General features: G+C 47.2%; 6 protein-coding genes. All 6 read right to left on the bottom strand.

The features are described from left to right. Genes ACT89M_RS20510 through ACT89M_RS20535 form a run of 6 tightly spaced genes read right to left on the bottom strand, consistent with a single transcriptional unit; the run spans position 1 to position 24,570 of the window. Positions 1–1,323 (bottom strand): aspartate aminotransferase family protein, encoded by a 1,323-nt coding sequence (locus ACT89M_RS20510; RefSeq protein ID WP_186809609.1) that lies wholly within the window; start codon positions 1,321–1,323, stop codon positions 1–3. Continuing rightward, positions 1,320–2,300 (bottom strand): ACP S-malonyltransferase, encoded by a 981-nt coding sequence (locus ACT89M_RS20515; RefSeq protein ID WP_154887946.1) that lies wholly within the window; start codon positions 2,298–2,300, stop codon positions 1,320–1,322. The genes ACT89M_RS20510 and ACT89M_RS20515 overlap by 4 nt, the downstream gene beginning before the upstream one ends. After that, positions 2,297–3,454 (bottom strand): acyl-CoA dehydrogenase family protein, encoded by a 1,158-nt coding sequence (locus ACT89M_RS20520; protein WP_154887944.1) that lies wholly within the window; start codon positions 3,452–3,454, stop codon positions 2,297–2,299. Before ACT89M_RS20520 ends, ACT89M_RS20515 begins: the two co-directional genes overlap by 4 nt. Beyond that, positions 3,451–3,708 carry an acyl carrier protein gene (locus ACT89M_RS20525; RefSeq protein WP_090914993.1) on the bottom strand — a complete coding sequence of 86 codons (258 nt, stop codon included), beginning with the start codon at positions 3,706–3,708 and terminating at the stop codon, positions 3,451–3,453. The genes ACT89M_RS20520 and ACT89M_RS20525 overlap by 4 nt, the downstream gene beginning before the upstream one ends. Next, on the bottom strand, positions 3,705–7,847 hold the full coding sequence (locus ACT89M_RS20530; protein WP_186809608.1) for a beta-ketoacyl synthase N-terminal-like domain-containing protein: 4,143 nt from the start codon (positions 7,845–7,847) through the stop codon (positions 3,705–3,707). The genes ACT89M_RS20525 and ACT89M_RS20530 overlap by 4 nt, the downstream gene beginning before the upstream one ends. Continuing rightward, entirely contained in the window at positions 7,837–24,570 is a 16,734-nt protein-coding gene (locus tag ACT89M_RS20535; RefSeq protein WP_487345319.1) for an amino acid adenylation domain-containing protein, read from the bottom strand. The genes ACT89M_RS20530 and ACT89M_RS20535 overlap by 11 nt, the downstream gene beginning before the upstream one ends. Positions 24,571–24,602: the final 32 nt, after the last annotated feature.

Below are 24,602 nucleotides of genomic sequence, written 5' to 3' on the forward strand. Positions count from 1 at the left end.
TTAGACAAGTTCATCGTAGAGCTCTTTCATCTCCGCAATCGCCGCAGGGACACGCTCGCTGAACCAGGCCACATCTTTCATGTCCAGCATAATGTTCGGATACATGCGAGAGAGTGTCGATACAAGAATACCGTGTTCCGCGAGCTTGCCATTCAACAAAATATCAAAGGACATCAATTCAAATGTATAATCGGCCGTACTGCTAAGTTCTTCGGTGCAACAATGATAGGAAGCGCATCCCGCTGGGCCTTGAACAACAAGGGGGAGCCCCACCTTCGCTGCTTCCCTTGTGAGAATGTCATGAATCATCTCGGCGTGAAGATTCATACGATTCATGGCTTCTCCTCCATTGCGGCCCAACATTTCGAGCGTTGCTTTCACCGCGGCTGTACCTAACGGATAACCGTTAAACGTTCCCGCATGAATTACTTTTTTGTCCACCAGCAGCTTCATGATATCGGCTCGGCCAACTAGAGCAGACACGGGAACACCGCCGCCAGCAATCGCTTTTCCCAGCGTAGTCAGGTCGGGCGTAACACCAAACATCTCCTGAGCCCCGCCAAGTCCCATACGAAACCCTGTAATGATCTCATCAAAAATAAGTACAACCTGATGATGATCACATAGTTGTCTCACTCTTTGCAGATAACCTGGAGCTGGCATGACTCCGCCTCCGTTAACACAAACCGGCTCCATGATTACTGCTGCAATGTCATCACCATGTTCAACAAACAATTCTTCCAAACGGGCAGCATCGTTCCAAGGTAGCAGATAGGATTGGGATTCCATGACATCCCTCGCCCTTCCCTGTGTTCCCTTCATGTCACCAGGATAGTCCGAAGGTACAGGCAAACCTGTTCTGGGCGTTTTACCGCCCATAATGTTATCTGAATTGCCATGATAATGACCTTCAAAACGAACAAAGCGATTTTTGCCTGTCCAGGCGCGGGCAAGGCGCAGTGCATTTTGCACAATTTCTGTACCCGATAACCCAAACCGAATCATCTCAGCCGAAGGTACATATTGGTGGATTAACTCCAATGCCTCAGCGTCCAGATCACAATGGCTTACCGACAGAACACGATCAATCGTATCCTTCAGGCATTCGTTATATTCCTCGTTACCGTGCCCTACAATAAGTGCACCAAAGCGGGCATAGAGATCCAGATACTCACGGCCGTTCATATCGGTTACCCTGCTTCGGGATGCATGGGCAAAGTGTAGCGGTGTCTCCTCCCAGGGAAGATGGAAATTATAGTGCACACCGCCAGGAAGGTGTTGTTTCACTCGCTGGTTATACGCCATCATATTTGTAGTAATCATCGCGCTTCTCCTCCCCGGTATGTTTGAATCCCTGCCGCATACATTGCCAGGAGCTTCGACTGATCCTGCGAATCATCCAACGAATAGGCAGTGATTGAAGTGTCGTACTCGGCAATCATATTTCTCACACTCTGGCCTGGCCCGACATCCATCCAAATGCTCGCACCCAACCGCCGAATTTGCGCTAAAGCCTGAATCCAGTGAATCGGCTGCAACAGCTGAGCTGTCAGTAACCTTGGGATATCCTCTGCTGCTTGGATGAACTCTCCATTCACTGTGGAACATATCGCAAATGCAGGCTCGGTAAAGGAAAGCTTAGATACCATTGCGTCCATCTCAGGCTGGATAAATTGCATCAGTTCGCTATGATATGGCGCATCTGCTTTCATAGGCATCATGCGGAAGGGAATGAATTCCCCTCCAGCTTGATCCACGAGATCATCCAGCAAACGCAAACCTCCCACCTCACCTGCAACAACGAATTGGTTAGGTGAGTTATACCCCGAGATAGTCACGTAATGAACCTCTCGAATATTGGCAACGATGTTTTCGAGTTCTGCTTGACTCATATCAACGACAATTCCTGCTCTGCCCTTCTGTTCCTGTATTGCACGATGCATCAATGCCCCCCGTGAAGCCGAAAAGCGGACTGCATCTGCAAACTTTAATGCACCAGCAGCCACCAAAGCAGAGATCTCACCCAGGCTGTGACCAATCGCATAATCTGGATTAATTCCAGTCCGGCGAACGAAGGAATCAAACAACGCATAACTTGCTGTAAGTACAGCGGGCTGAGCATATTCGGATTGTGTCAGTTGCTCCAGTGAGCCGGCCAGAATCAAATCTCTGAGATCAAACCCGATAACCTCACTCGCTTCGGCAAAAATCAACCGGACTTCCGTTTCTCTCTCTAAGAGATCACTGCACATCCCGATATATTGGCTACCTTGCCCTGGAAATAATGCGCAGATCGTCATAGCCCACCGCCACGCTTGTAATAGGTTTTCAGCCCATAGTGTGAGATCATCTCCTGCTGCATCTGGGAGGAGCCTTCAATAATCTCCAGGATTTTAGCCTCCTTGTACAGTCTGGATACCGGATACTCACTGCTAATTCCATTGGCTCCATGAACCTGGAGCGCATCATTTGCCACTTCTACTGCAATTTTGGATGTAAAATATTTAGCAATCGTTGTTTCCATGACAGCCTGCGGGTCCTTGGCTTCTCTAAGCTCGGCTGCCCGCAAACATAGCGCTCTTGCTGCATGGACTTTCGTTACTGCATCACCAATCATGCCGCGGATGAGCTGGAAATGACTGAGTTTTTGGTCAAATTGCTTTCGCTTGCGTGAATAGGTCACCATGGAGTCCAAAGCCTCCTGCGCTATAGCGAGTCCTGCCCAAGCGATGCTATATCTGCCCTGATCAAGCGCACCGCTTACGATGTACTCAAAGCCTTCGTGCATACGCCCAATCAGATGGCTTTTGGGCACACGAACTTCATGAAGATCAATTTCAGCGATTCCTGTCTCGCCACCAACCATTACACCCTCGATGGCTTGCGTCTGCACACCGTCAAACTGACGTTCAACCCAGAATGCTGTACTCCTCCCTTCTTGGGAGGCAACAATAATGAACACATCCGCTACGTCTCCAAAGGTAATCCACTTTTTCTTTCCATTAAGTACATAACAGTCCGCTTCTTCCCGCCAAGTTGTCTTTACGTTTTTGGCATCCGACCCGATCTCGGGCTCTGTCAGTCCAAACGCTCCGATCCATTCCCCACGGACCAACTTGGGTAGCCAGGACGACTTTTGATCTGGCGATCCGAAACGTACCAAAGTTTCGCTCACCAGTGAAGTATGTACCGTCAATAAGCTTCGAACCGCCGGAAGTGCTTTACCAAATACTTCCGTTAACAGTCCGTATGCTTTGGGACCAAGACCCATTCCCCCATACTCATGTGGAATAGATGCAGCTAAATACCCTCTTTCGGCCATAGCACGAATTAACGAGCGGGGGATAGACTGCTGCTCCTGAATTTGCCAGGCATAAGGACGAATCTCACGGGTAGCAAATAACTCGGCTTCATGGAGAATCTCTTGCTCCTGTTTCGAATCCAGTTCAATCATTCGACTGCCTCCCCTTGAAGAAGCGATTCATGAAGATATGAAGCGAATTCTGCAATCGTCTTGTATTCAAACAACGCAACAGGACTAATATCCACCTGCAGATGTTTACGTGTACGATTTATAATTTTGAGTGCCTGGACGGAAGAAACCCCTATTTTCAAGAAATTCGTTTCTTCATCAATCTCATCAGGTTCCTGTTTCAGTGCGGCAGCGATTTCCCCTTTAATAAACCCTTCAATCTCTTCTCTTGTCATATCAAGACCTCCGTTCCCTGATTCGCCCCTACCCAATGTACATGTGGCTCGAATGGATGCGCTGGTAAATGCACGATCTGGCCCGTTCCATCGGGATGCAACTGTTCCCAATCCAGTGAAGCACCACGCACGTAGAGCTGTCCCAGCAACAAGGCTAATTGTGTTTCCATAGTAAGCGTTGTCGCTCCGGACAAGTGGATATAACTCTCTTTGCCTGTACCTCCCGCAGGTTCGACCCCATCACAAGTAGCCAGCATTACAACAATATCTGCACTCGCCATCGGGCAGTTTGCATCCTGAATACTTCCGAATGTTATTTTGCTGCGATTCAGCGTGATTGTCGGCTTATCTGGAGCCTGGGTGGAATCCGCCTTATCGTTCAGCTTGAGCTGGGACAGCATTTGTTCTCCACCGTCAATGCCACGAACCTCCTGGATGGAAGGTACGATACGCATGAGGGATTCGAGTAGGTTCGCCCAATACTCCTGATCAGCCAATTCCAACTTATTTCCTCCAACAACGATGTTGACACGGGCGGCTCGGCTTCTCTTTTTGAAGCCAAATTGCAAGCTTTCCTGACTCCACTCCCCGGTCTCTTTTACTGCGACAGCGGCACGATAACGGTAATGCTTTCGATACCTGTTCCGTGTGAAGCACACGTCCGTTAGTCGGAGATCCGGATGTTCTTCCAGATACTTTTTCGTACTATCAATCAGCTTCTGCAACGCCTGCTCTGACTTGGCAGAGAAGGTTAACAATTGATCCCGTTCCGTGTCCTGTCTCCAAACTGCCCGTGCATTCCACTCCTCCAGCACAATATGAGCATTCGTGCCGCCAAGACCAAATGAACTAATACCAGCTTTACGCGTCTTCCCTTCGGTTACCGTCCAATCTTTATGCTCATTAACGATATAAAAAGGAGACTGATCCAGGCGAAGAGCTGGATTAGGGTTATTCATATGCAGACTTGGAGGAAGTTCCTTGTGCTGCATACTAAGCAAAACTTTGGCCAGACTAGCTCCACTGGATGCTGCGAATAAATGTCCTATATTGGTTTTGACGGAGCCTAGACCGATAGAGGTGCCTTCGCCGTATCCTTTCTCCTGAAACAGACGGAGTAACGCATTCACTTCAATGGGATCTCCAATTCTTGTTCCTGATCCATGCGCCTCGATATACGAGATTTCTTTTGGATTCAGATTGGCATCGTTATATGCAGCTCGTAGCACTTCATATTGCCCCTGAGGATTAGGTGCCATAATACCTAAAGAGTACCCATCGTTATTCACCGCTGTGCCACGGATCACGCCATAGATATGTTTATTCGCGCGAACTGCCTCTGTTAGCGGCTCCAGGTATACAACTACTGCACCCTCACCAATAACCGAACCATCAGCTCCCTGATCAAACACCTTGGTATGTTGTGTAGAAGAGCATATTCCCGCATTACGTGATAACTGGTGCACATGAGGTGTTGCCAAAATGCTTGCTCCGCCTACAACTGCGCCAGAGATACGTTTGTCCTGAATCGCTGCCACTGCTTGCGTCAAGGCTACGAGAAAGGAAGAACAAGCGGTATCAATGGCCAGCGCCGGGCCCGTGAAATTGTATAAGTGTGAGATCGATGCCGCTGCGATATTGGACATATTGCCAACCATCGCATGAGAGTGCACCTCGAATCCCTTGCTACGATTCATGTAATCTACAACGAGATCAAAGTAGGAGCTGGGGTTAATACCAACATATACACCGACATCACGTTTTTCCTCCTGATCCACGATCATGCCTGCATCCTCGAGCGCCTCATAGGCAACCTCCAGCAATTTGCGGTGCTGCGGATCCATAAATGAAGCCTGTTCCGTCGGCATTTCAAAAAATTCGTGGTCAAAAGTATCCGGGTTCTTTATTTCTCCAATCCAATCTGTCCAATCCGGCCGTTTGGAGCGTACAGCTCGTTCCGGACTCACCTGATCCACACTGTCCAATCCTTGAACAAGATTGCTCCAGAACTCCTCTTGTGTATCTGCATCAGGAAGCCGAAGGGACAACCCTGTTATTGCAATCGCTCGGTGTACGTTCAACTGATTATCCGGGCGTATTTCATTTTCGAGTGACCTGTTCTCTTCGGGAAGTTCCTGAAGATACTCGACCATTTCCTGTACCGTTCTGCCAAAGACGAGTACTTCCTGTCCCAGTTCACGTCCCATGTGTGCAGACAGCTTGTCAAGCAATTGGTAGGCAAGAATGGAATTTCCCCCTAGTGCCAGAAACGAAATATCCGTCGCTACTTTCCCCACAGGTAACTGTAGAACCTCAGCCCAAGCCCCACGCACAGTCTGCTCCAAGGTTAACGGATGAACGCTCTCCGCAATGGACTGTGATTGGTTTTGAAGAAGCATAGCTTCAATGGCCTCGATATCCTTGTTAAATGCACCGCCCTCATACTCGTTTCTCAGCATAAAACGCTGAACTTTGCCGCTAGTCGTTTTCGGAATAACCTTAATTGGAAGAACATGAGTAATCTCTATTCCTAGACCAGCCCTCATCCGATCTATTAAGTCCTGCCTTATTTCCAGAAACTGCGGAGTGTTCGATTTATATTTTACAAATACAAGCAGTTCTTCCGTTTGGGAAATGTTATTGAAATGTCCCACAACCGTCAGATTGCCTCTTGGAATACTGCCATTTTGATATAAAATTTCTTCCAAATCATGTGCGTAATGATTTTGACCACGGATGAAAACGATATCCTTGATTCGTCCACTTACAACAAGGGAACCTTCCGCCATAAAACCGAGATCCCCCGTCTTCAGCCATCCGTCCACGAATAGCTCTCGATTGACTTCTGGCAGATTGTAATATCCGGAGGTTACGGATTCCCCGCGAATCTGGATTTCACCCACCGTGCGCTCATCGACAACTTCTCCGTACTCATCGGCTATTCGAATCTGGATTCCCGTCATGGGATAACCTTCATGCACAAACTCAATCAGATCTGCCGGGTCATGAACAGCGGCATCCACCGGAATCGCTTTTCCTTGTTGCACAAGCGCTTTACGTGATATTTGTTCGATGCGCGGCTCCTCTTTCAACCTCCAGGTACACACACCCACAGTTGCCTCAGCCATGCCGTAAGCAGGAAACATCATATCCGTGCGGTAACCACAGGAACTGAATTTTTGAGCAAATCGTTCAATAACTTTGGTCGATATGGGCTCGGCACCGTTTAGGGCCATGCGCAGCGAAGACAAATCAAGCGAAGCCAGTTTGGAATCCGGGATCTTTTGAACCATCCATTCAAAACCAAAGTTTGTGCAGCAGAACCACTTCCCTTGATGTTCCATAATTTTGCGTAGGAACAAGTAAGGGGATCGTACAAAGGTATACGGAGACATAACCATTAAATTAGCAGCGCTTAGTACAGTCGTTAGGTGTTGCCCGAACATTCCCATGTCATGCGTATGAGGCAGCCAAGTAAACACGTTATCTCCTTCTTCAGCACCAAGGAAGGTCTTGCATGCAATACTGTTTGCAATAATATTCCGATTCGTTAACTGTACTCCCTTAGGGATACCTGTACTTCCTGACGAAAACTGTAGAAATACGACCTCTTCAGGAGCAGTCAGACTTATTTCAGCAAGTGTATAACTTGTCTGAAGCTTGCTGACGCTAATGCAGTTCAATCCCTCAAAAATTGGACTCTCAGTAAGCTGTTCGTATTTTGGCAAAAATGCTTCTTCTACGACTACCACAGGTTTCCCGAGGATTCCCCATATTTTCGTGAATTTCTCCAGACCAGCTGAACCCGGCTCCCAGGAGGCAGGAGGACTGACCGGGGCGACAATAATGCCGCCCAGAATACAAGCCCAAAATGTACGATAAAACTGCTGTGAATGATCAATCTCCAATATAACGACTTGTCCCTTAGTTAACCCGCTCTCAAGCAGGCCTTGGAGATACAGACGTCCTTGCTTCAGCAGCTCAGGATACGATTCAAACTGTTCTTCGCCGGATGAACTGATATAAGTGATTCCCTTATCCGGATGTTTGTCAGCGATATACATAAGAAGTTCAGCAACTGTTGCATAATGCTCCGGCACAATCAACTCCGGCCCTCGTTGTATGGACTTACTGGACATGTTGCACCTCCGCTGCCTCATTATGAACTTTCACTTTTACATTCACGTAACTGCCGAGTTGCTCCTCAATCTGCTGTTTCAAGCGCTCCGTATCCAGACCTGTATGACACCCCAGGTGCACGTACACAGAATTTTCATCGTATCGAATGACCCATTCCATGTATGCGAGGCTCGGATTAGACCCGGAGTCATCGATCTGTTCGAACTCTGGGATGGTCTCCTCGCTGGAGATAAAGCCCTGGAAGTTGAACAAAATAAGTTTCCTTGGCTCCTGACCCGTCTGTCTGTAGGCTGTAGCCAATTGTCTTTGAATTTTGGAATACGGAGACGTCATGACCGATTCATCTGTCAGCGCCATAAAGTTAATGCTGTGTCGTTTCGTGAAGTCCAAGCGTTCCACCAAATCTTCCTGAGCAAAATCAGCATGCACAAGAATCGGAATCAGATCGAGGAATTCACCTACGTGATCATAATACGTTTCTTGTCCATACTCTCGGCCATAATGCACAAGCGCAACAGGCAACTCTTTCGCATTCAGATAAGAAGCGATAATGCCAGCAAAGGATTTAAAATAGTTCCACCAGGACTCATTAAGATCTTGGTCTGTAATATCTGTACGCGGTATTTCAACCGTCATCGCTGAAGGCGCTGACTCGCCTGTGGTGATTAACAGTTGATTCATAACGCTACTATTGCAATGTTGCCAAGCCTGAATGGAATACCGCTCCTCGAGTTCATGCTCAGTGATGTTAACAGGCCCTCGAGACAGCATGTTTACATAATCCTCATATTTGCGTATCTCCAATGAACCTTCTGCAGCGATCATTCCAGATTGCTGATTACGGGCAATTGCCGACTCAAGTTGCTGCTTAATGATCTCGGCGCTCATGCCATCAAAGGCAAGGTGATCGAAACTCCAAATCAGTTTGTGCTTACTAGCTCCTGTTCGCAGAATACACAGACGCCATGGCAATCCATCGAGTGTATGCGACTTGTGTAATAGCGACTGAATTAGTTTGTGCTCCATTTTTTCCAGCGTAGCAAGAGCGTAGTGACGAACATCAAGATATGGAATGAGTTGTTGCAACATATCTGCTGCTTCGGACAAATCACACTGATGCCACTGTAACGTGTCTTCCTCATATATAATGCTGTGTAGCAACTGATGACGGGCAATCACCCCGAGAATCAGTCTTTTCACAGTAAATTCATTTAAATTACCCTCCAATATGGTTGTAAAACCGCTTGCTCGTGCAGTTGTAGAAGCATGTGCTCTTTGAATTGGAGATAGTGGGAAGCGACCAATAACAGGTGTTCCCGCCATGAAACTTGAAACCTGATTACAATTATTCAAGACATGTGATACCAGGCTGTCTAATTGTTTCTCATGAAGTGTAATGTCTTGGGGAATTTCGATAGGGGACTGAATTTGCAGGCTTTCTTCGAATAAACTGGGTGGAGAATTCAGCATTTCCAGCGAATTCGCTAACGCTCTAACTGTAGGATATTGGAATAATTCGCTCACACTGATGGCAATTCCTTCTTTTGACAAAATTTGCGTGAGTGCGATACCTTTAAGCGAATGTCCACCATTTTGGAAGAAATGATCGGTTACGCCAAAGTTCGGATTACTCAGCACCTTTCTCATGGCTGCAAGGATTTTTTGCTCTATCTCCGTCAGGACAGAATCAGTCGCTCTAGGAACGCACTGCGCTTCTGCCAGATCGGCTAAAACCTTCCGATCCACCTTGCCGTTAGCATTAATAGGCAGATGATCCATTCGCCAGATCTGTGCAGGTACCATGTATTCAGGCAGTCGCTTGTGCAACTCTGCTCGAACATCATCAACCGTTCGTGAGATGTTGGATTCACATGTATAAAATGCAGTGACATATAAACTTCCAGATTCATCTGTAGCTGTCATCACAAAAGCATCCCTGACTCCCGGAAGTTGCTCCAGACAATTGTGGATCTCTGATAACTCAATTCGGAACCCCCTGATTTTCACTTGAAAATCAGATCGTTCAATAAAGATCAAATGGCCATCATGTAGACGCTTGACGATATCTCCTGTCCGGTACATCCGTTCGCCTTTGCGGAAAGGATCAGCTATAAAATGTTTTAAGGTCAGCTCTTCCCGGTTCAAATATCCAATACCTACCGCATCCCCGCTAATATATAACTCGCCTGGCACATTGGCAGGAACAGGATTCATATCCTCGTCCAGAACATATAGAGCTGTATTGGACAATGGATAACCTATAGGCAGAGAGTCGGTATACGGCTCTGTTTGCTCCAGTAAATAATAGGAGGCAAAGAAGGTCGCTTCCGTTGGTCCGTATCCATTTAACAGTACGCCTGGTCCGACACATGCCATTGCTTTATTTGCGTGGCTCACGGATGCCGCTTCGCCCCCAAACATCACTCTGCGAACCTGTTTCAGGCATGCTGCATCCCAATCCACCAGCATATTAAACAACGAGGTTGTAATGAAAAATACAGATATTTGCTGCTGACGAATGACTTCCGCCAGACGAGCCATATCGAGAATGATCTCTTTTGGAATAAGTACCAGAGTAGCCCCATTAATTAAGGAAGCAAAAATATCAAAGATCGAACCGTCAAACGCATAATTGGAAACTTGTAATACCCGATCCCCAGGCACTACTGTCACAAAATTGCTTTGCTTCATCACTTTAATGACATTGCGGTGACTCATGACCGTGCCTTTTGGCGTTCCGGTCGAGCCTGACGTATAGATGATATATGCCGGATCGACTGCAACAGTCTTTATCTGCTGGACTATAGGCTCTACAGACTCTCCTGAAACAAACGATTCCAGTTCTGCGGACGGGATCATGACACGTGGAACCGCTGATTTCCATGCCGAGGCATACGATTCTTCGCTCAAAAGTATAGACGCATTGCAATCTTGTAAAATGAACTCAATGCGAGCCGGCGGTGATGCCGGATCAATTGGTACATATTGACAACCTATTGTTAGTGTAGCAAGGATACTGATCATCTGGATCGGTCCGCGGTCCAGGATCAAAGCAATACTTGAGCCTGATGCCACGTCTTGTCCGAGTATTCGAGATGCAAGCTTCTGAACCTGTGCGTACACATCAGCATAACTCCACTCCTCGTTACCCCACACCAAGGCTGTCTTCTGTGGATGTAATTGAACTTGTTCCTCAAATAGTTCGGGAATTGTTGCTTCCCGCGGATAGTCCATGTGGTTGTCGTTGACACCGAACAACAGCCATTCATCCTCTTCAGGCACAGTAAGCTTGATCTGACGAACCCGCTCTACCTCTCCTGTGACCATCTGAGTTAAGATATACCGGAACTTGTCCATCATCATTTCCATGGATCGTGCATGGAACAATTCAGAACGATATTCCAGTTCAAGCGTATACTGTTGGTGGTGTTCAACGACCGTCCAGGTCTGATCAAACTTGGCATGCACCTTTCCATCCATCCAGGACTCAACTTGTAATGTCCCTGCTTCAAGCTCATCCGTACCCATATTAATGTAATTAAGAACAATATCGAAAAGTGGATTACGGCTCCCATCACCCATCAGATCAAGCTTCTCAACCAACGCTTCATATGGATATTGCTGATGTTCATAACAGGTTAACAGCTTGCTACGAACTTCGTTCAGATAAAGCTCAACAGGCTGATCCTTGTCTAACATAGTACGAATGGCGAGCATGTTTACAAACATTCCCATGACGTTATTCAGTTCTGGCTTCTCTCTTCCGGCTACAGCTGTGCCAACGACCAGATCATGCTGTCCCGTGTATTTGGAGATCAACACATTTAAAGCCGCCATGAATAACATGTAGGGAGTCAATCCCTGTTTTGCACAAAAATCATTAATCTGTTCACTTAACTGTTCTCCAAACTCACTGCTAATTCGGCCGCCCTGGTTAGAAAGTTCTCCACGTCTCGGGTAATCTGTAAGCAATTCGACAGACGCAGGCACATCCTTGAATTCTTCAAGCCAAAACGCCTCATCTTCGGCAGCATGCCCGTCTGATGTAGATTGATCAATCCATTCAGCATAGTCCTTGTACTGAATCGATAATGGTTCTAAAGATTCCCCACTATATAACCGGGCAAATTCTTGCATAAGAATCGCGATGGAACTCTGATCAGAGATAATATGATGCATATCTATGAACAGAATATGTTCGTCATCGGACAGGCGGGCAAGTTTTACACGAACCAGTGGTGCCTGGGTCAGATCAAATGGTTGCAGCCATTGCATAAACTGCTGCTCCGGCTCTTCTTTTTCAAGTTCCAGCAACTCCACTACACTTGAAACCTTATCCTCAATGACCTGGTATAGTTCACCTTCAAGCATTTCAAAGCGCGTACGGAACGCCTCATGCCGCTGTACGAGAGCATCCATCACCGCTGTAAATTGTGCCGTATCGAGCGCTCCCTTCAACCGGTACGAACTTGCAAGATTGTAGGCTGTGCTCTCGCCTTGCATCCATTCATGTACCACGAACATTCTTCGTTGCGCAGAAGTCGTCTTGTATCGGTCTTTGTATGCTGCTGGGAAAATGCTGTCTCCTGATCCCGAATAATCCAACCCATTGTCTTGTTGCTGATCAATCCATGCCACCATACGGGCAAGGACAGAATGATCGAACACATCCTCTAGTCCCATAGCAACTCCGAATGTTTCCTTGACTCGGGATGCCAGAGTGATAGCTTTGAGAGAATGTCCACCAAGCTGGAAGAAATCATCCTCGGAGTTCACTGATTCACAACCAAGCAACTCTTGCCAGAGCTGAGCAGTGGTGTCATATACTTCATCCACATTCAAACGGACTCTACTCTTACCCGTGTTCGCCTGTTCTGGTAATGAAGTCAGAGAAGCCGCAGTTTGAGGCACACCCGTAAGCAGGTACAGCGGAACATCATGCTTATGAACGATTGGATCGAACGAATAAGTCGGGAGAGATATCTTTTGCCCAGAGCTATGTCCGTTAATATGTGCCCAATTCAGTTCGATGCCTCTGCACCAGCAATATCCCAGTGTTTTCATGAAATAGATATCGGCTTCAAGCGAGCTGGAACGATCTCCGGTAAGAGAGATAACCTGCGCATCCTTCAATATATCGTTGTCTACAAGCTCTCCGTTCTGTAGCGGACAGGCTGATACCCAAAGTATCTTTTCCGCAGACAGTAAAGAATTCTTTGATGTGTCGATCGTACTCATTGCCTCAGAGAAGGCACCCTCTTGTATCTGCGAATCTTCACGGCTATATAAGAGACGCACTGCATGAGCCAACTCAAGCGTATTGCTAATGACCTGTCCGACCAGTTCACCGACACCTTCTCCACACATTCCATCCGGTTTAACCCCTGACTCAATCAACGTTGCAAACAGAGCGTACTGCACCACAAAGCAATACATAAATTTCAGGTCTGAATCCCGAATTGGCCTGCCTATACTTTGACGAAGTGCATACTGTTCCTTGGATTCAAAAAAGCTCAGTACTTCTTCAAAGTGTTGCTTGAATCGTTCAGACACTAGACTGCGATACCTGGAAGCATAAAGTTCCCGAATCACGTGTGGTTCCCATAAAACATCCCCACGGATGTAGAACATTACTTTAGGCTTATCCCCCTGGTTCACACTCGCTTGTGCTTCATGTTCCTCCACCTGATCTTGCGAAGGGACGTAGCCATCCACAACGACAAGAGCTTTACGATAGTTAAATCGACTTCTTCCCTCTTGCAATGTCCAAGCAGCGCTCGGCATCTGTTCCGGCATTTTTTCGAGTGCTTGTAAAACCGAATGATACGTTCGATCCAGAGCGGATTCGCTCTTGGCCGAGAACGGGAGTAAGTGTACAGGCTGATACACACTTTGACTCTCTCGTACGGGCGGTTGCTCCAAAATCACGTGAGCATTCGTGCCGCCGATCCCGAAGGAACTTACCGCTGCGCGCAGAACCTGCTGCTGATCTTTGAAATGTTGCGGCTCCTGATTAATGTAGAAAGGACTGCGTTCCAGTTCCAGCATAGGATTGCTTCTTTCCATATAAATCTGCGGCGGAACTGTTCGGTGATGCAACGTTAGAACGGTTTTGATAAATCCGGCAACACCAGCTGCAGCGTCCAGATGACCGATGTTTGCTTTGACCGAACCGAGGGCGCAATAATTACGTTTATCCGTTCCCCAGGACTGTCTAAGTGCTTCGATCTCGATGGGATCACCGAGCTTGGTGCCTGTCCCATGTGCCTCCACATAATTGATTTCCTGTGGAGACACTCCCGAGCGGTCAAGTGCGGTTTGAATGACCTTCACCTGTCCGGTAACACTTGGCGCAGTATATCCGATTTTATCCAATCCATCATTGTTAATCGCTGAGCCTTTGATCACCGCAAAGACCTGATCCCCATCGCGCAAAGCATCATGAAGCGGCTTCAGCACAACCATGCCGCACCCGTTCCCCGAAACGGTACCTGATGCCTGTTCGTCAAATGCTCGGCAATACCCATCTTTGGAATAGATCATGCCTTCATGCCAGCGATACCCTTCTTTGAGCGGATAAGAGATAGACACTCCCCCTGCGAGAGCCACGTCACATTCTCCCCGGATCAGTGATTCTGCTGCCTGATGAATCGCGACGAGCGAGGTCGAGCATGCCGTCTGCACAGCCATACTTGGCCCTCTTAGATTCAGCTTGTGAGATATACGTGTCGTAATATAATCCTTCTCATTCAGCGTCATCGCTTCAAAAGCTTGCAGTAGATCACCTGAACGACCCAGGAATTGAACCATCCATGGTAAACTCAATCCGCTTCCGGCAAATAAACCGATGGAACCTGAGTACCGGTATGGATCACAGCCCGCATGTTCAAGCGCTTCCCAGGAACACTGATGAAGCAGTCTAATCTGCGGGTCCATCATTTCGGACTCCTGATACGGGTATTCGAAAAATCCGGAATCAAAAAACTCGGTATCTTGCAAAACGCCTTTGGCTCGAACATATTCAGGATGTTTATACTCTTCAGGCCGCACCCCTGCTGCTGCCAATTCTTCTTCAGTCAGTCGGGTAATGCCGTCCTTACCTGCCATCAGATTATCCCAGAACTCCTCGATATTTTTTGATCCTGGAAAACGACCGGCCATACCTATAACAGCGATATCCGATGGGGAAGTGCTTCTGTTCCTGCTGTTCACATCCGCATCTGTTTTGATGTTTATCACTCTTTCTTGCATCATTGAAGGATCAGGTTTGACCGCAGTGCTGGTACTCGCGATGGATTCCCCGGATACATGTTCTTGCTCATGTTTATTCTGAACAGGGACATCCACCGAAGTTAACATCTGTTCAGACATCAGATGATCAACGAGCGAAGTAATGGAAGAGTGTTCAAACAACTGCACAAGCGGAATATTTTTCCCAAGATAAGCGTTTAACCGGTTATTAATCAAGATCAGACCTAGCGAGTTACCGCCAATATCAAAAAAGTGCTCTTGTACTCCGACATGATCCCGGTTCAACATCTCTTTCCATGTTTCAACCAGCATCTGTTCCAGCTCTTTGCGAGCCTGTTCTCTTCCCACTGGAGAAGAAGAACCAGCCATTAAAGATGGAGCTGGCTTCTCATTAGCTTCGATCGCCTCAATCGCTCCAAAGTCAGTCCATTGAAGGGCATTCCGATTCAATTTGCCATTCGGCAGAACTGGCAGCTTGTCTAGACGAATGATGCGTGAAGGCATCATATACTGTGGCAACCTCTGTTTCAGCCAAGACCTGAGCAAAGTGTCCTGCTCTTCCATATTCGATACACTTATGTCCGGCTTCAAGCTGTAGTAGAGCACCAGTTGCGACTGCTCAGGCTGGTTTCCTTCGACCTTCACGACGGCTTCTCTCAAACGTTCATAGCTCATAGCCATTTGCTCGATCTCGTTTAATTCGATCCTGTATCCTCTGATCTTCACTTGCTGATCCAAACGTCCTGCTAGTTCGACCTCCCCGTCCTGCAACACACGAGCCAAGTCACCTGTCCGGTACATACGTCCACCCAGAACCTTTGCATTGTCAATGAACTTGGCAGTCGTTTCGGTCAGATTATTCAGGTAACCTCTGGACACCCCACGGCCTGCAATGCAGAGTTCCCCATAATTTCCGGGAGGCAATAATTCACCCTCTTCATCCACGATATAAAGCTCCGTATTAGCAATAGGTTTGCCAATCGTGATGAGTCCAGATTGTTGCAACTCTTTGGTCGTTGACCAAATCGTCGTTTCGGTAGGGCCATACATATTAAAGACACGGGCAGACGAATATTTTTTAATATCAATCAGAAGTCCTGCCGGAACACTTTCTCCTCCGGTAAGAACACACCGAAGATGAGAAAGTACCTTCGCAAATTCCGAATTTTCAACAAACGCTTTAATCCGGGATACCGTGCTGAGAATATGCGTTACGCCATGCTGCCTTATCTGGCGCGCGGCAAGAACGGGATCAAGCTGTTCCTGCTCGTCTGCCAAATATAGAGAATGCCCTGTACACAATGGTGCCCACACTTCAAATCCGAAAATATCAAAAGATACCGTTGTTACACTAATCATTCGATCTGTTTCATATTCAAAAATGTTTCGATGCCTGATGTCTTCCACAAAATTGACCATCGCATCGTGAGCAATCATTACCCCTTTAGGCCTTCCGGTGGATCCAGAGGTGAAGATGACACAAGACAAGTCAGAAGATAGAACGTCCACATTCGGATTAATAGTTGAACGTTCGTCAGCAAAATCAGGCTCATAAACGATGCGTTCGCCTTCAAAAGCCACGACATTGGCCTCATTAGCAGTGCACAGTAGCAACTTCATCTTGCTATCTTGCATCATGTCCAGAATACGCTGCGGTGGAAATGCTGGATCTATAGGCAGGTAAGCTGCACCCGCTTTGAGTACTGCGATCAACATAATAATGAGAGTTTCATCCCGGCCAGTTAATATGCCTACGGGTTCATCTCTGCGTACCCCTCGATTGATCAGCTTCCAAGCCAACGCATTCGCTCGCTCATTAAGCTCAAGGTAGGTAAGTTCCTTGCCTGAAGAAACAATAAGTGCAGTCTGGTCTGGTGTACGCTCTGCCTGTAGTTCAAACAAACGATGCAAGCTCAGGGTATGATCATAATGTAAAATGGGGCCTGCCAACCGATGAACCTCAGCTCCCGAAGCACGCTGGACTCGTTCATACAGCTTACCTAGAGGTGCGTCCGGTTGTTGCACAACCTGCTCACATAGTTCAATGAATTCCTGAATCATATGTTCAACCGTTTCACCTCGGAACAGGTCTAACGCATATTCAATGTACCCTTCAATGACTTGCTGCTCCCTGTTCTCCTGACATGTTAACAACAGGTCATAAGTTGAGACTCCGGTCTCCACAGGAATAGAACTGAATTGAAGTCCATGAAGTTCAAGATCATGCAGTTCCATGTTCTGATAATCAAAACACACATCAAAGATGGCATTACGGTTCAGTTCCCGCTTAAGTCCAAGCTGCGTTACAAGCTCATTAAATGGATACTCCTGATGTGCAAAAGCATCGAGTGTATGCTGTTTCAGCTCTTGTAAAAAAGCGGTATAGGTCCGATCTGATGCTGGATAATTCCGCATGGCAATCATATTCACAAACATTCCGACTGTTTCTTTCCATTCTTCCTGTAACCTACCCGCTACGGGGGTCCCGACTACGATGTCCTGCTGACCTGTTCGACTCGCTAACAGAAGATTCCATACACTCAACATCACCATATACATGGAAACTTCCGTGGATGAAGCCAGCTTGTGCAATCGCTCCGTTAACGAGTGGCTCAACGTGAAATGAACTCGTTCACCTTTCATCTCTCGCTGTAATGGACGATCATGATCAAGTGGAAGCTGCAGTACAGGCGGTGTTGGACTCAACCGTTCCAGCCAGTATGTTTGATGCGGCTGATATGCCTGAGAAGTAAGACGCTCCTGTTGCCAGACCGCATAATCTTTGTAATGTAACCGGACAGTGCGTTCCTCCCCAAAGTACAGTGCATTGAAGTCGCGTGTAATCAACTCAACGGAAGTACCGTCCGCAATAATATGATGGATATCAAAGAACAACAGATGCTTGCGCGCTCCTGTTCTAATCAGGTTCACTCGCATGAGTGGAGCCTGATGAAGCTCAAAAGGACGAATCAGCGTCTGAATCAAAGCAGAAGTCTCTTGTTCATCGGCTAAATACTGCTCGGTAAAGCTGAAATCTAAAGGAACGGATGCATGAACCATCTGCACCACCTGATCTCCGCGTATTGCAAACGTCGTTCGAAGCGCTTCATGACATTGCACCAGCTTTTCCAGTGCAGCCTCTACTCTGGCATGATCCAAATCTCCTTCGATCAGGGTAGCCGACGGCAAATTATACGCCGTGCTATTTGGATCCAGCATGGATTGAGTGAACATACGCATCTGCGCAGATGAGATTGGATAGGCATCCATTATCGGCGCAGCCTCAATCATGTTCTGCTTCTGTACTTGCGGCTCAACCATTGCAAAGAGATGTTCCGCCAGTTGGGCTGGTGTAGCATGGTTAAACACATCCGCAACCTCTGCCTGAATCCCGATGGAAGACCGAATCGATGCGGACAAACTGACTGCTTTGAGCGAGTCTCCACCAACGGCGAAGAAATTAACATGCTCTTCCAGGTCATTTATGCCAAAAATCGTTTCATACGCCTCCAGAACAACCCGTTTCATGGCCTCCAGACTACCTGCATAACCTCCCGCAACGGAAAGGGACGTGTTGCTATATTGTTCACTCGACTGAGGTGTATGTCGACTACTGCTTGTTCCTTCCAACGTCGAACCACCAATAAGCGACTGGCCAATTGGATAATGCTGCTTATCAAAATGATAGGTTGGCAAGGAGCATTTGCGGCGCACGTTCTGTCCCTTGAGTACTTTCCAGTCCGGCTGAAGGCCCTCGCACCATAACTCGGCGATTCTGCGGTTTGTATATAGCACGTCCGGTTCTGTTTCTCTAACGTGACGCAACATATTCAATACGGTTTGTGTTTCCTTGGACTTAATGTGCTGTCTCACAAACGAGCTTAATGTCCGTCCTGCCCCAACCTCAATGAATACAGCTTGTTCTTCCTTTAACATTTCAGCCAAGTTTGCTTCAAACAACACCGGCTCTAAAATATGCCTTGCCCAGTAGTCTGGACTTACGATCTCATCCGGCAAAGCCCATGTTCCGCTCGTATTCGAAAGCAATGGAATCCGCGGGCTGTGTAGCGAATAAGTCGACAGACTGTGTTTGAACTCCATCGCTGCATCCTTCATCATTGGCGTATGGAAGGCATGAGAGGTTTTTACACGAACGCATTTCCAGCCGAGTCTTCCGGCCTTATCTTCCATTCGGTCAATCGCCTCTGCCGTCCCGCCAATGACACTGGAACCTGTTGTGTTGACTAGAGCCAGCCACGTACCTTCTTCCAATTGGGATTTTACCAACGGAGAGTCCTCCATGATGACGAGCATGACACCTGGCTGTTGTTGCTGCATCAAACGTCCCCGTAGCCTTACGATCTGTACAGCATCTGCAAGATCAAATACACCTGCAACCACAGCTGCTGTCAGTTCTCCGATGCTATGTCCGATCATGCTATCTGGCCTGATGCCCAGATCAATCAAGGATTGAGCCATGGCATAACTGGTCATGAATAGCGCAAATTGGCTGTACTCCGTCTGGTTAATTCGCTCTGGATGCTGATTACCGTATACAACAGACAGAATCTCTTCTCGCTCTTCTTCAGGAAGCAGATCCACAATCTGCTGTACATGCTTCTTGAACAGTGGTGCAATGCCTGACTGTTCTGTCGATTTGTACAATGCTGCACCCATGCCCTGATACTGACTGCCCTGCCCAGGGAACATAAAATAAATCGGGCGCCGATCTTGCGGCGAATGAACCATTTTTGCCTTCTCCAGCTGACGCATGAATTGCTCGGGATCATCTTTCCAGCTTTTATCCAGAACCAGTGCCTTACGATAAGCAAAATCCGTTCGACCGGTCTGCAATGTCCACGCTGCATCCGAAATGGATAGCTCTGGATGCTGCACGAGATGCTCCATAATTTGTTCAGCAGTGCGGCTCAGCGAGTACTCTGTTTTGGCTGAAAAAAGCAATACATTGACATCATCATCCGGACTGCACTTGTCCATCTTTGGAGCCTCCTCCAACACCATGTGAGCATTCGTGCCTCCTACACCAAATGAATTAATCCCTGCACGCAGAACACCAGCTTCACCTGGTTTCCAGTCCACCCCCTGCGAGTTGACCTTGAAGGGCGTGTTTGCAAAATCAATCTTCGGATTCGGTTGTTCATAATTCGCGGTACCCGGGATATATCCTTGATCAAGACTAAGTGCAACCTTAATCAAACCAACAACGCCAGCCGCTGTATCCATATGTCCCACGTTGCCTTTTACTGAGCCAAGATAACAGAACTGCTTTTTCTCGGAGGCAAAAGCACGTGTCAACGATTCAACTTCAATCGGATCACCCAGAAGTGTGCCTGTGCCATGCGCCTCAATGTAACTAACCGTTTCGGGATCAACTCCGGCTGCCTGATACGCATCCTGAATGACCTCTGCCTGACCGCTTACACTTGGTGCAAGGAAGCTAAGCTTCTCCTGACCGTCATTATTAATGGCTGAACCTTTAATGACACCGTAAATATGATCTGTATCTCGCAATGCATCACTTAACCGCTTCAACACCACGATCCCCATCCCATTCGAGAACACCGTGCCGCTTGCAGCTGCATCAAATGGACGGCAATGGCCATCCGAGGCAAACATCATGCCATCTTCGTACACGTAGCCACCTTCATTCGGCAGCTCTACTGTAATTCCACCAGCCACAGCGACATCACATTCTCCAACGATTAAAGACTGGCATGCCAGATGTGGAGTGACCAAAGACGTTGAACATCCCGTAAGAGCTGTATAAGCAGGACCTCTAAGGTTCAACTTGTAGGCCATGCGAGTAGCCAAAAAATGATTGGTACTGAGTGTAAATGCTTCATATTTGCTGCTGTATCCCGCATCCCCGAACAGCACTTGTCGATACCACTCAAAGTCATCCGATCCACCGAGGAAAACGCCGACTTTTCCTGCTTCATCAGGTCTGCACCCAGCATCCTCAAATGCTTCCCATATTCCCTGATACATTAGTCTGAACTGAGGGGACATCATTTTAACTTCGCCAGGTGTATAGTCGAAAAAGCCAGCATCAAACTCCTCAATCCCGTTGACTCGCCCTTTGGCTTTGACATAACGAGGAGAACGCAGCAATGCCTCGTCTACACCGAGTGTCCTCAGTTCCTCATCACTGTAAAAATGAATGCTCTCCTCTTGTGCCATCAGATTACGCCAGAATTCATGAATATCCTCTGCTCCGGGTACATTCACGGACATCCCTACAATGGCAATATCATCACGCAGAATACCCGCTTTCCGTACAAAACGTTCTTCTCGCAACATCGGTATCCGTGCTGTCTCCTGTTTCTGTCCCAATGCTGCAAACTGCCGCAGTGTAGGACGCTCAAAAAAGCGGGGCACTGGGAAATCCACATCAGTACGATGCTTTAAACGATTATGAGCCTGAATAACGGAAAATGAATTGCCACCAAGTTCAAAGAAATGATCATCTCTCCCGACTTTCTCGACACCGAGCACTTCTGCCCATACCGCTGCAATCTGCCGCTCTAATTCCGTGGCTGGAGCAACGTAAGCCGTGCTTGAAGTGTGAATATGCGTGGTATCTGCAATTAGTGCATTGCGGTCAATTTTCCCGCTACTATTGAGTGGGAACTCCGATTTATGTACAAAAACAGATGGAATCATATAAGCTGGCAGAGATTTGGACAAATGGTCTCTCAGATCAGCCACAGGCAATTCCTGCTCCGATAAATAATAGGCATACAGTAAACCGGACCCTGTCTCGGAGGATTTCATCACAACGACGGTTTGAATGACTCCCGGGTAGGATGAAAGAGTATTTTCGATCTCACCTGTCTCTAACCTTGCACCCTGAATTTTGACCTGAAAATCAATGCGCCCCAGGTATTCAATCGTTCCGCTTGGCAGGGAGCGAACCATATCCCCAGTGCGGTACATCATTCTGAAATACTCAGGGTCCTTCTCTTCGTCAAAGAAAGGGTTAGGAACAAATTTATCTCTTGTCATTTCTTCCAGGTTCAAATATCCGCGTGCAAGACCTACACCGCTCAGACATAGTTCCCCCGGAATGCCCAAAGGCTGTAATTCATCCCGGCTTCCAACGACATACCATCTGGACTCGTTCAATGGGGAACCAATGGGTATGTTTCCATGCCCTTCATAGGCACTCAATGGATAATGGGAGACCCATATCGTACATTCCGTAGGACCGTATACATTATCCAGGCTTGCCCGGATATTCAGTTGGTTGAATTTTTTAATGATATCGGGTGTGACGGCCTCTCCGCCCACAAATACCCATTTCAGCGTGTCCAGTCCTGAGAGATCAGAACGAAGTTCCATCGTCTCGAGAAAAAGACGGAATAGTGTCGGCACAAAGTTGATATGAGTCACCTGATGTTCAGCTACTGTAGTCAATATCTGGTCCGGGTTCTTCTCCTCGCCTGGCGGCAGAATACTTAATGCTCCCTCACCCATAAACCAACCAAACAATTCTGTACAGGATACATCAAAGGTATACGCTGTTTTTAACATATACACATCACTCGCTTGTACTGGAAAACGACGTTCCAAATCAAGCAATGTATTGACCACACTATGGTTTTCAATCATGACCCCTTTAGGTTTGCCCGTTGATCCTGACGTGTACATAATGTAGGCGAGACTGTAAGGATCTAGAGGCTCTTCGAGATTGGAACTGTCTCCCGTGTATACCATCCCATCTTCTGTGTAGATATAGTGAGCCGGAAGCGAGTCATCCTCTGCTTCTGGCCGGATGGCAATAACGGTGGATATATTCGCATCGGATAAAATGTAGGCTTTTCTGGATACCGGATAGGAAGGGTCTAGGGGAACAAAAGCACATCCAGCCTTCAGAACAGCCAGCAAGGCGATGACCAGATCGGAAGAACGTAGCATTTGTACGCCGACTGCCTCGTTTTCGGTCTTTTTCCGTGCGATGATCTGTTTTGCCAATTGATTGGCCTTTGCATTAACTTGTGCGTAGGTTTGTTTTTCTTTTCCTTCGAGTAGAGCGACTCGTTCTGGGTGCTTTGTTACTTTTGTATGAAAAACATCGATGATATGCTGCGGAGTGTAGGGAAAATATGAAGTTTGGTTAAATTGATGCAGCAATTGCTCCTGCTCTTCCTGCATCAGCAGGCTGTATTCACCAATGCTCTTCTCTGGTGCAGTTACCAGCTGTTGCATGAGGAATAAGAAGCGCTGACCCATTCGTTCAATGGAGTCTGTTCGAAACACATTCGGTTTATATTGCAGCTTCAGCTGTGTGCCTTGAGGTGTGCCGTTCAATACAACCATCAGATCACCTGGGAAAGTAACCTTATCCTGTTCCACAAGCTGGCTTCCTGGCAAATCCTCCTCATATGAGTCATACACAAAGGAGATATCAAATACAGATGGTGAGCCTGGTTGCACCTGCAACATACTGTCTCTGACGATTAGATTATTAGGATATCCAATGTGTTTATACGTATCGATCCAGGCTGCAGTGACTTGCTCAAGGAGAGAACCAAATTTAGATTCTAGGTCAATCTGGAACCGCATCGGCAACATATGTACAAAACAGCCAATCGTTTCTTCCAATTCGATATCCGGACGATGGGAATACGGAGAAGCAAACGTGATATCCTCTTTGCCTGCATATTTATTCAAGAGAATACTGAATGCCCCCATGAAAAACATAAATACCGTAACCTCATGCTCCTTTGACATCTCTGTAATATCCGCCATCAACGCCTCTGGAATATCAAAACGTAGCTCATGTCCCACACCGGTCTGCGAACCGCCAGCCGGATAGTCATGCTGCAGTGCCAGGGGCTCTGCACCGTTCATTTTGGATAACCAGAACTCACGCTCACGGTTATACTTGTTCTCTTGTATTTTCGTATTCTCTGATTCGATATAAGAGATAAAGCCCTGATCCTGCTTTATGTCCAAAGGTAGATCCTGCAGGATGCAGGTGTACGCATGGAGAAGTTTATTTTTAAAAATTTCCAGAGACATACCGTCACAGATTAAATGGTGGATACATAAAGTAAGAACATGTGTGTTCTCGTCCATATGTACAAGCATGATTCGAAATAAAGGGCCTTGCTCCAATATGAAGGGAGCCTGAATACATTCTTCAATGTATCCCTCCAGTTGCTGTTCCTTGCCATCCTGATGAGCTTGACTCAGATCCCGCAAAATCAGTGAGTACTCCATATCATCGTGGATCGCCAGAACTGGTCTGTCCTGCTGTATCTCAATGTGCGTGCGGAGCACGACTTGTTCATGCATGAGCAACTCGATGGAACGTCGAAAGGCTTCAAGTTGAAGCCTTTCGATTTGTATCGAAGCGGAGATGTTATAAGAAGATGGATCATTCACTTGGCAATCGAAATAGATTCCCTTTTGTGTTTCGGAGAGTTCCACGGTTTTACGTACCATCACGACCACACCTCATTCATTAATTGAGATTC

The organism is Paenibacillus sp. NN59 (genome assembly GCF_057597225.1).

Bases quoted from the DNA above. Each gene is read 5' to 3' on its own strand.
- ACT89M_RS20510 (WP_186809609.1), bottom strand. From the start codon at position 1,323: ATGATTACTACAAATATGATGGCGTATAACCAGCGAGTGAAACAACAC.
- ACT89M_RS20515 (WP_154887946.1), bottom strand. From the start codon at position 2,300: ATGACGATCTGCGCATTATTTCCAGGGCAAGGTAGCCAATATATCGGG.
- ACT89M_RS20520 (WP_154887944.1), bottom strand. From the start codon at position 3,454: ATGATTGAACTGGATTCGAAACAGGAGCAAGAGATTCTCCATGAAGCC.
- ACT89M_RS20525 (WP_090914993.1), bottom strand. From the start codon at position 3,708: ATGACAAGAGAAGAGATTGAAGGGTTTATTAAAGGGGAAATCGCTGCC.
- ACT89M_RS20530 (WP_186809608.1), bottom strand. From the start codon at position 7,847: ATGTCCAGTAAGTCCATACAACGAGGGCCGGAGTTGATTGTGCCGGAG.
- ACT89M_RS20535 (WP_487345319.1), bottom strand. From the start codon at position 24,570: ATGGTACGTAAAACCGTGGAACTCTCCGAAACACAAAAGGGAATCTAT.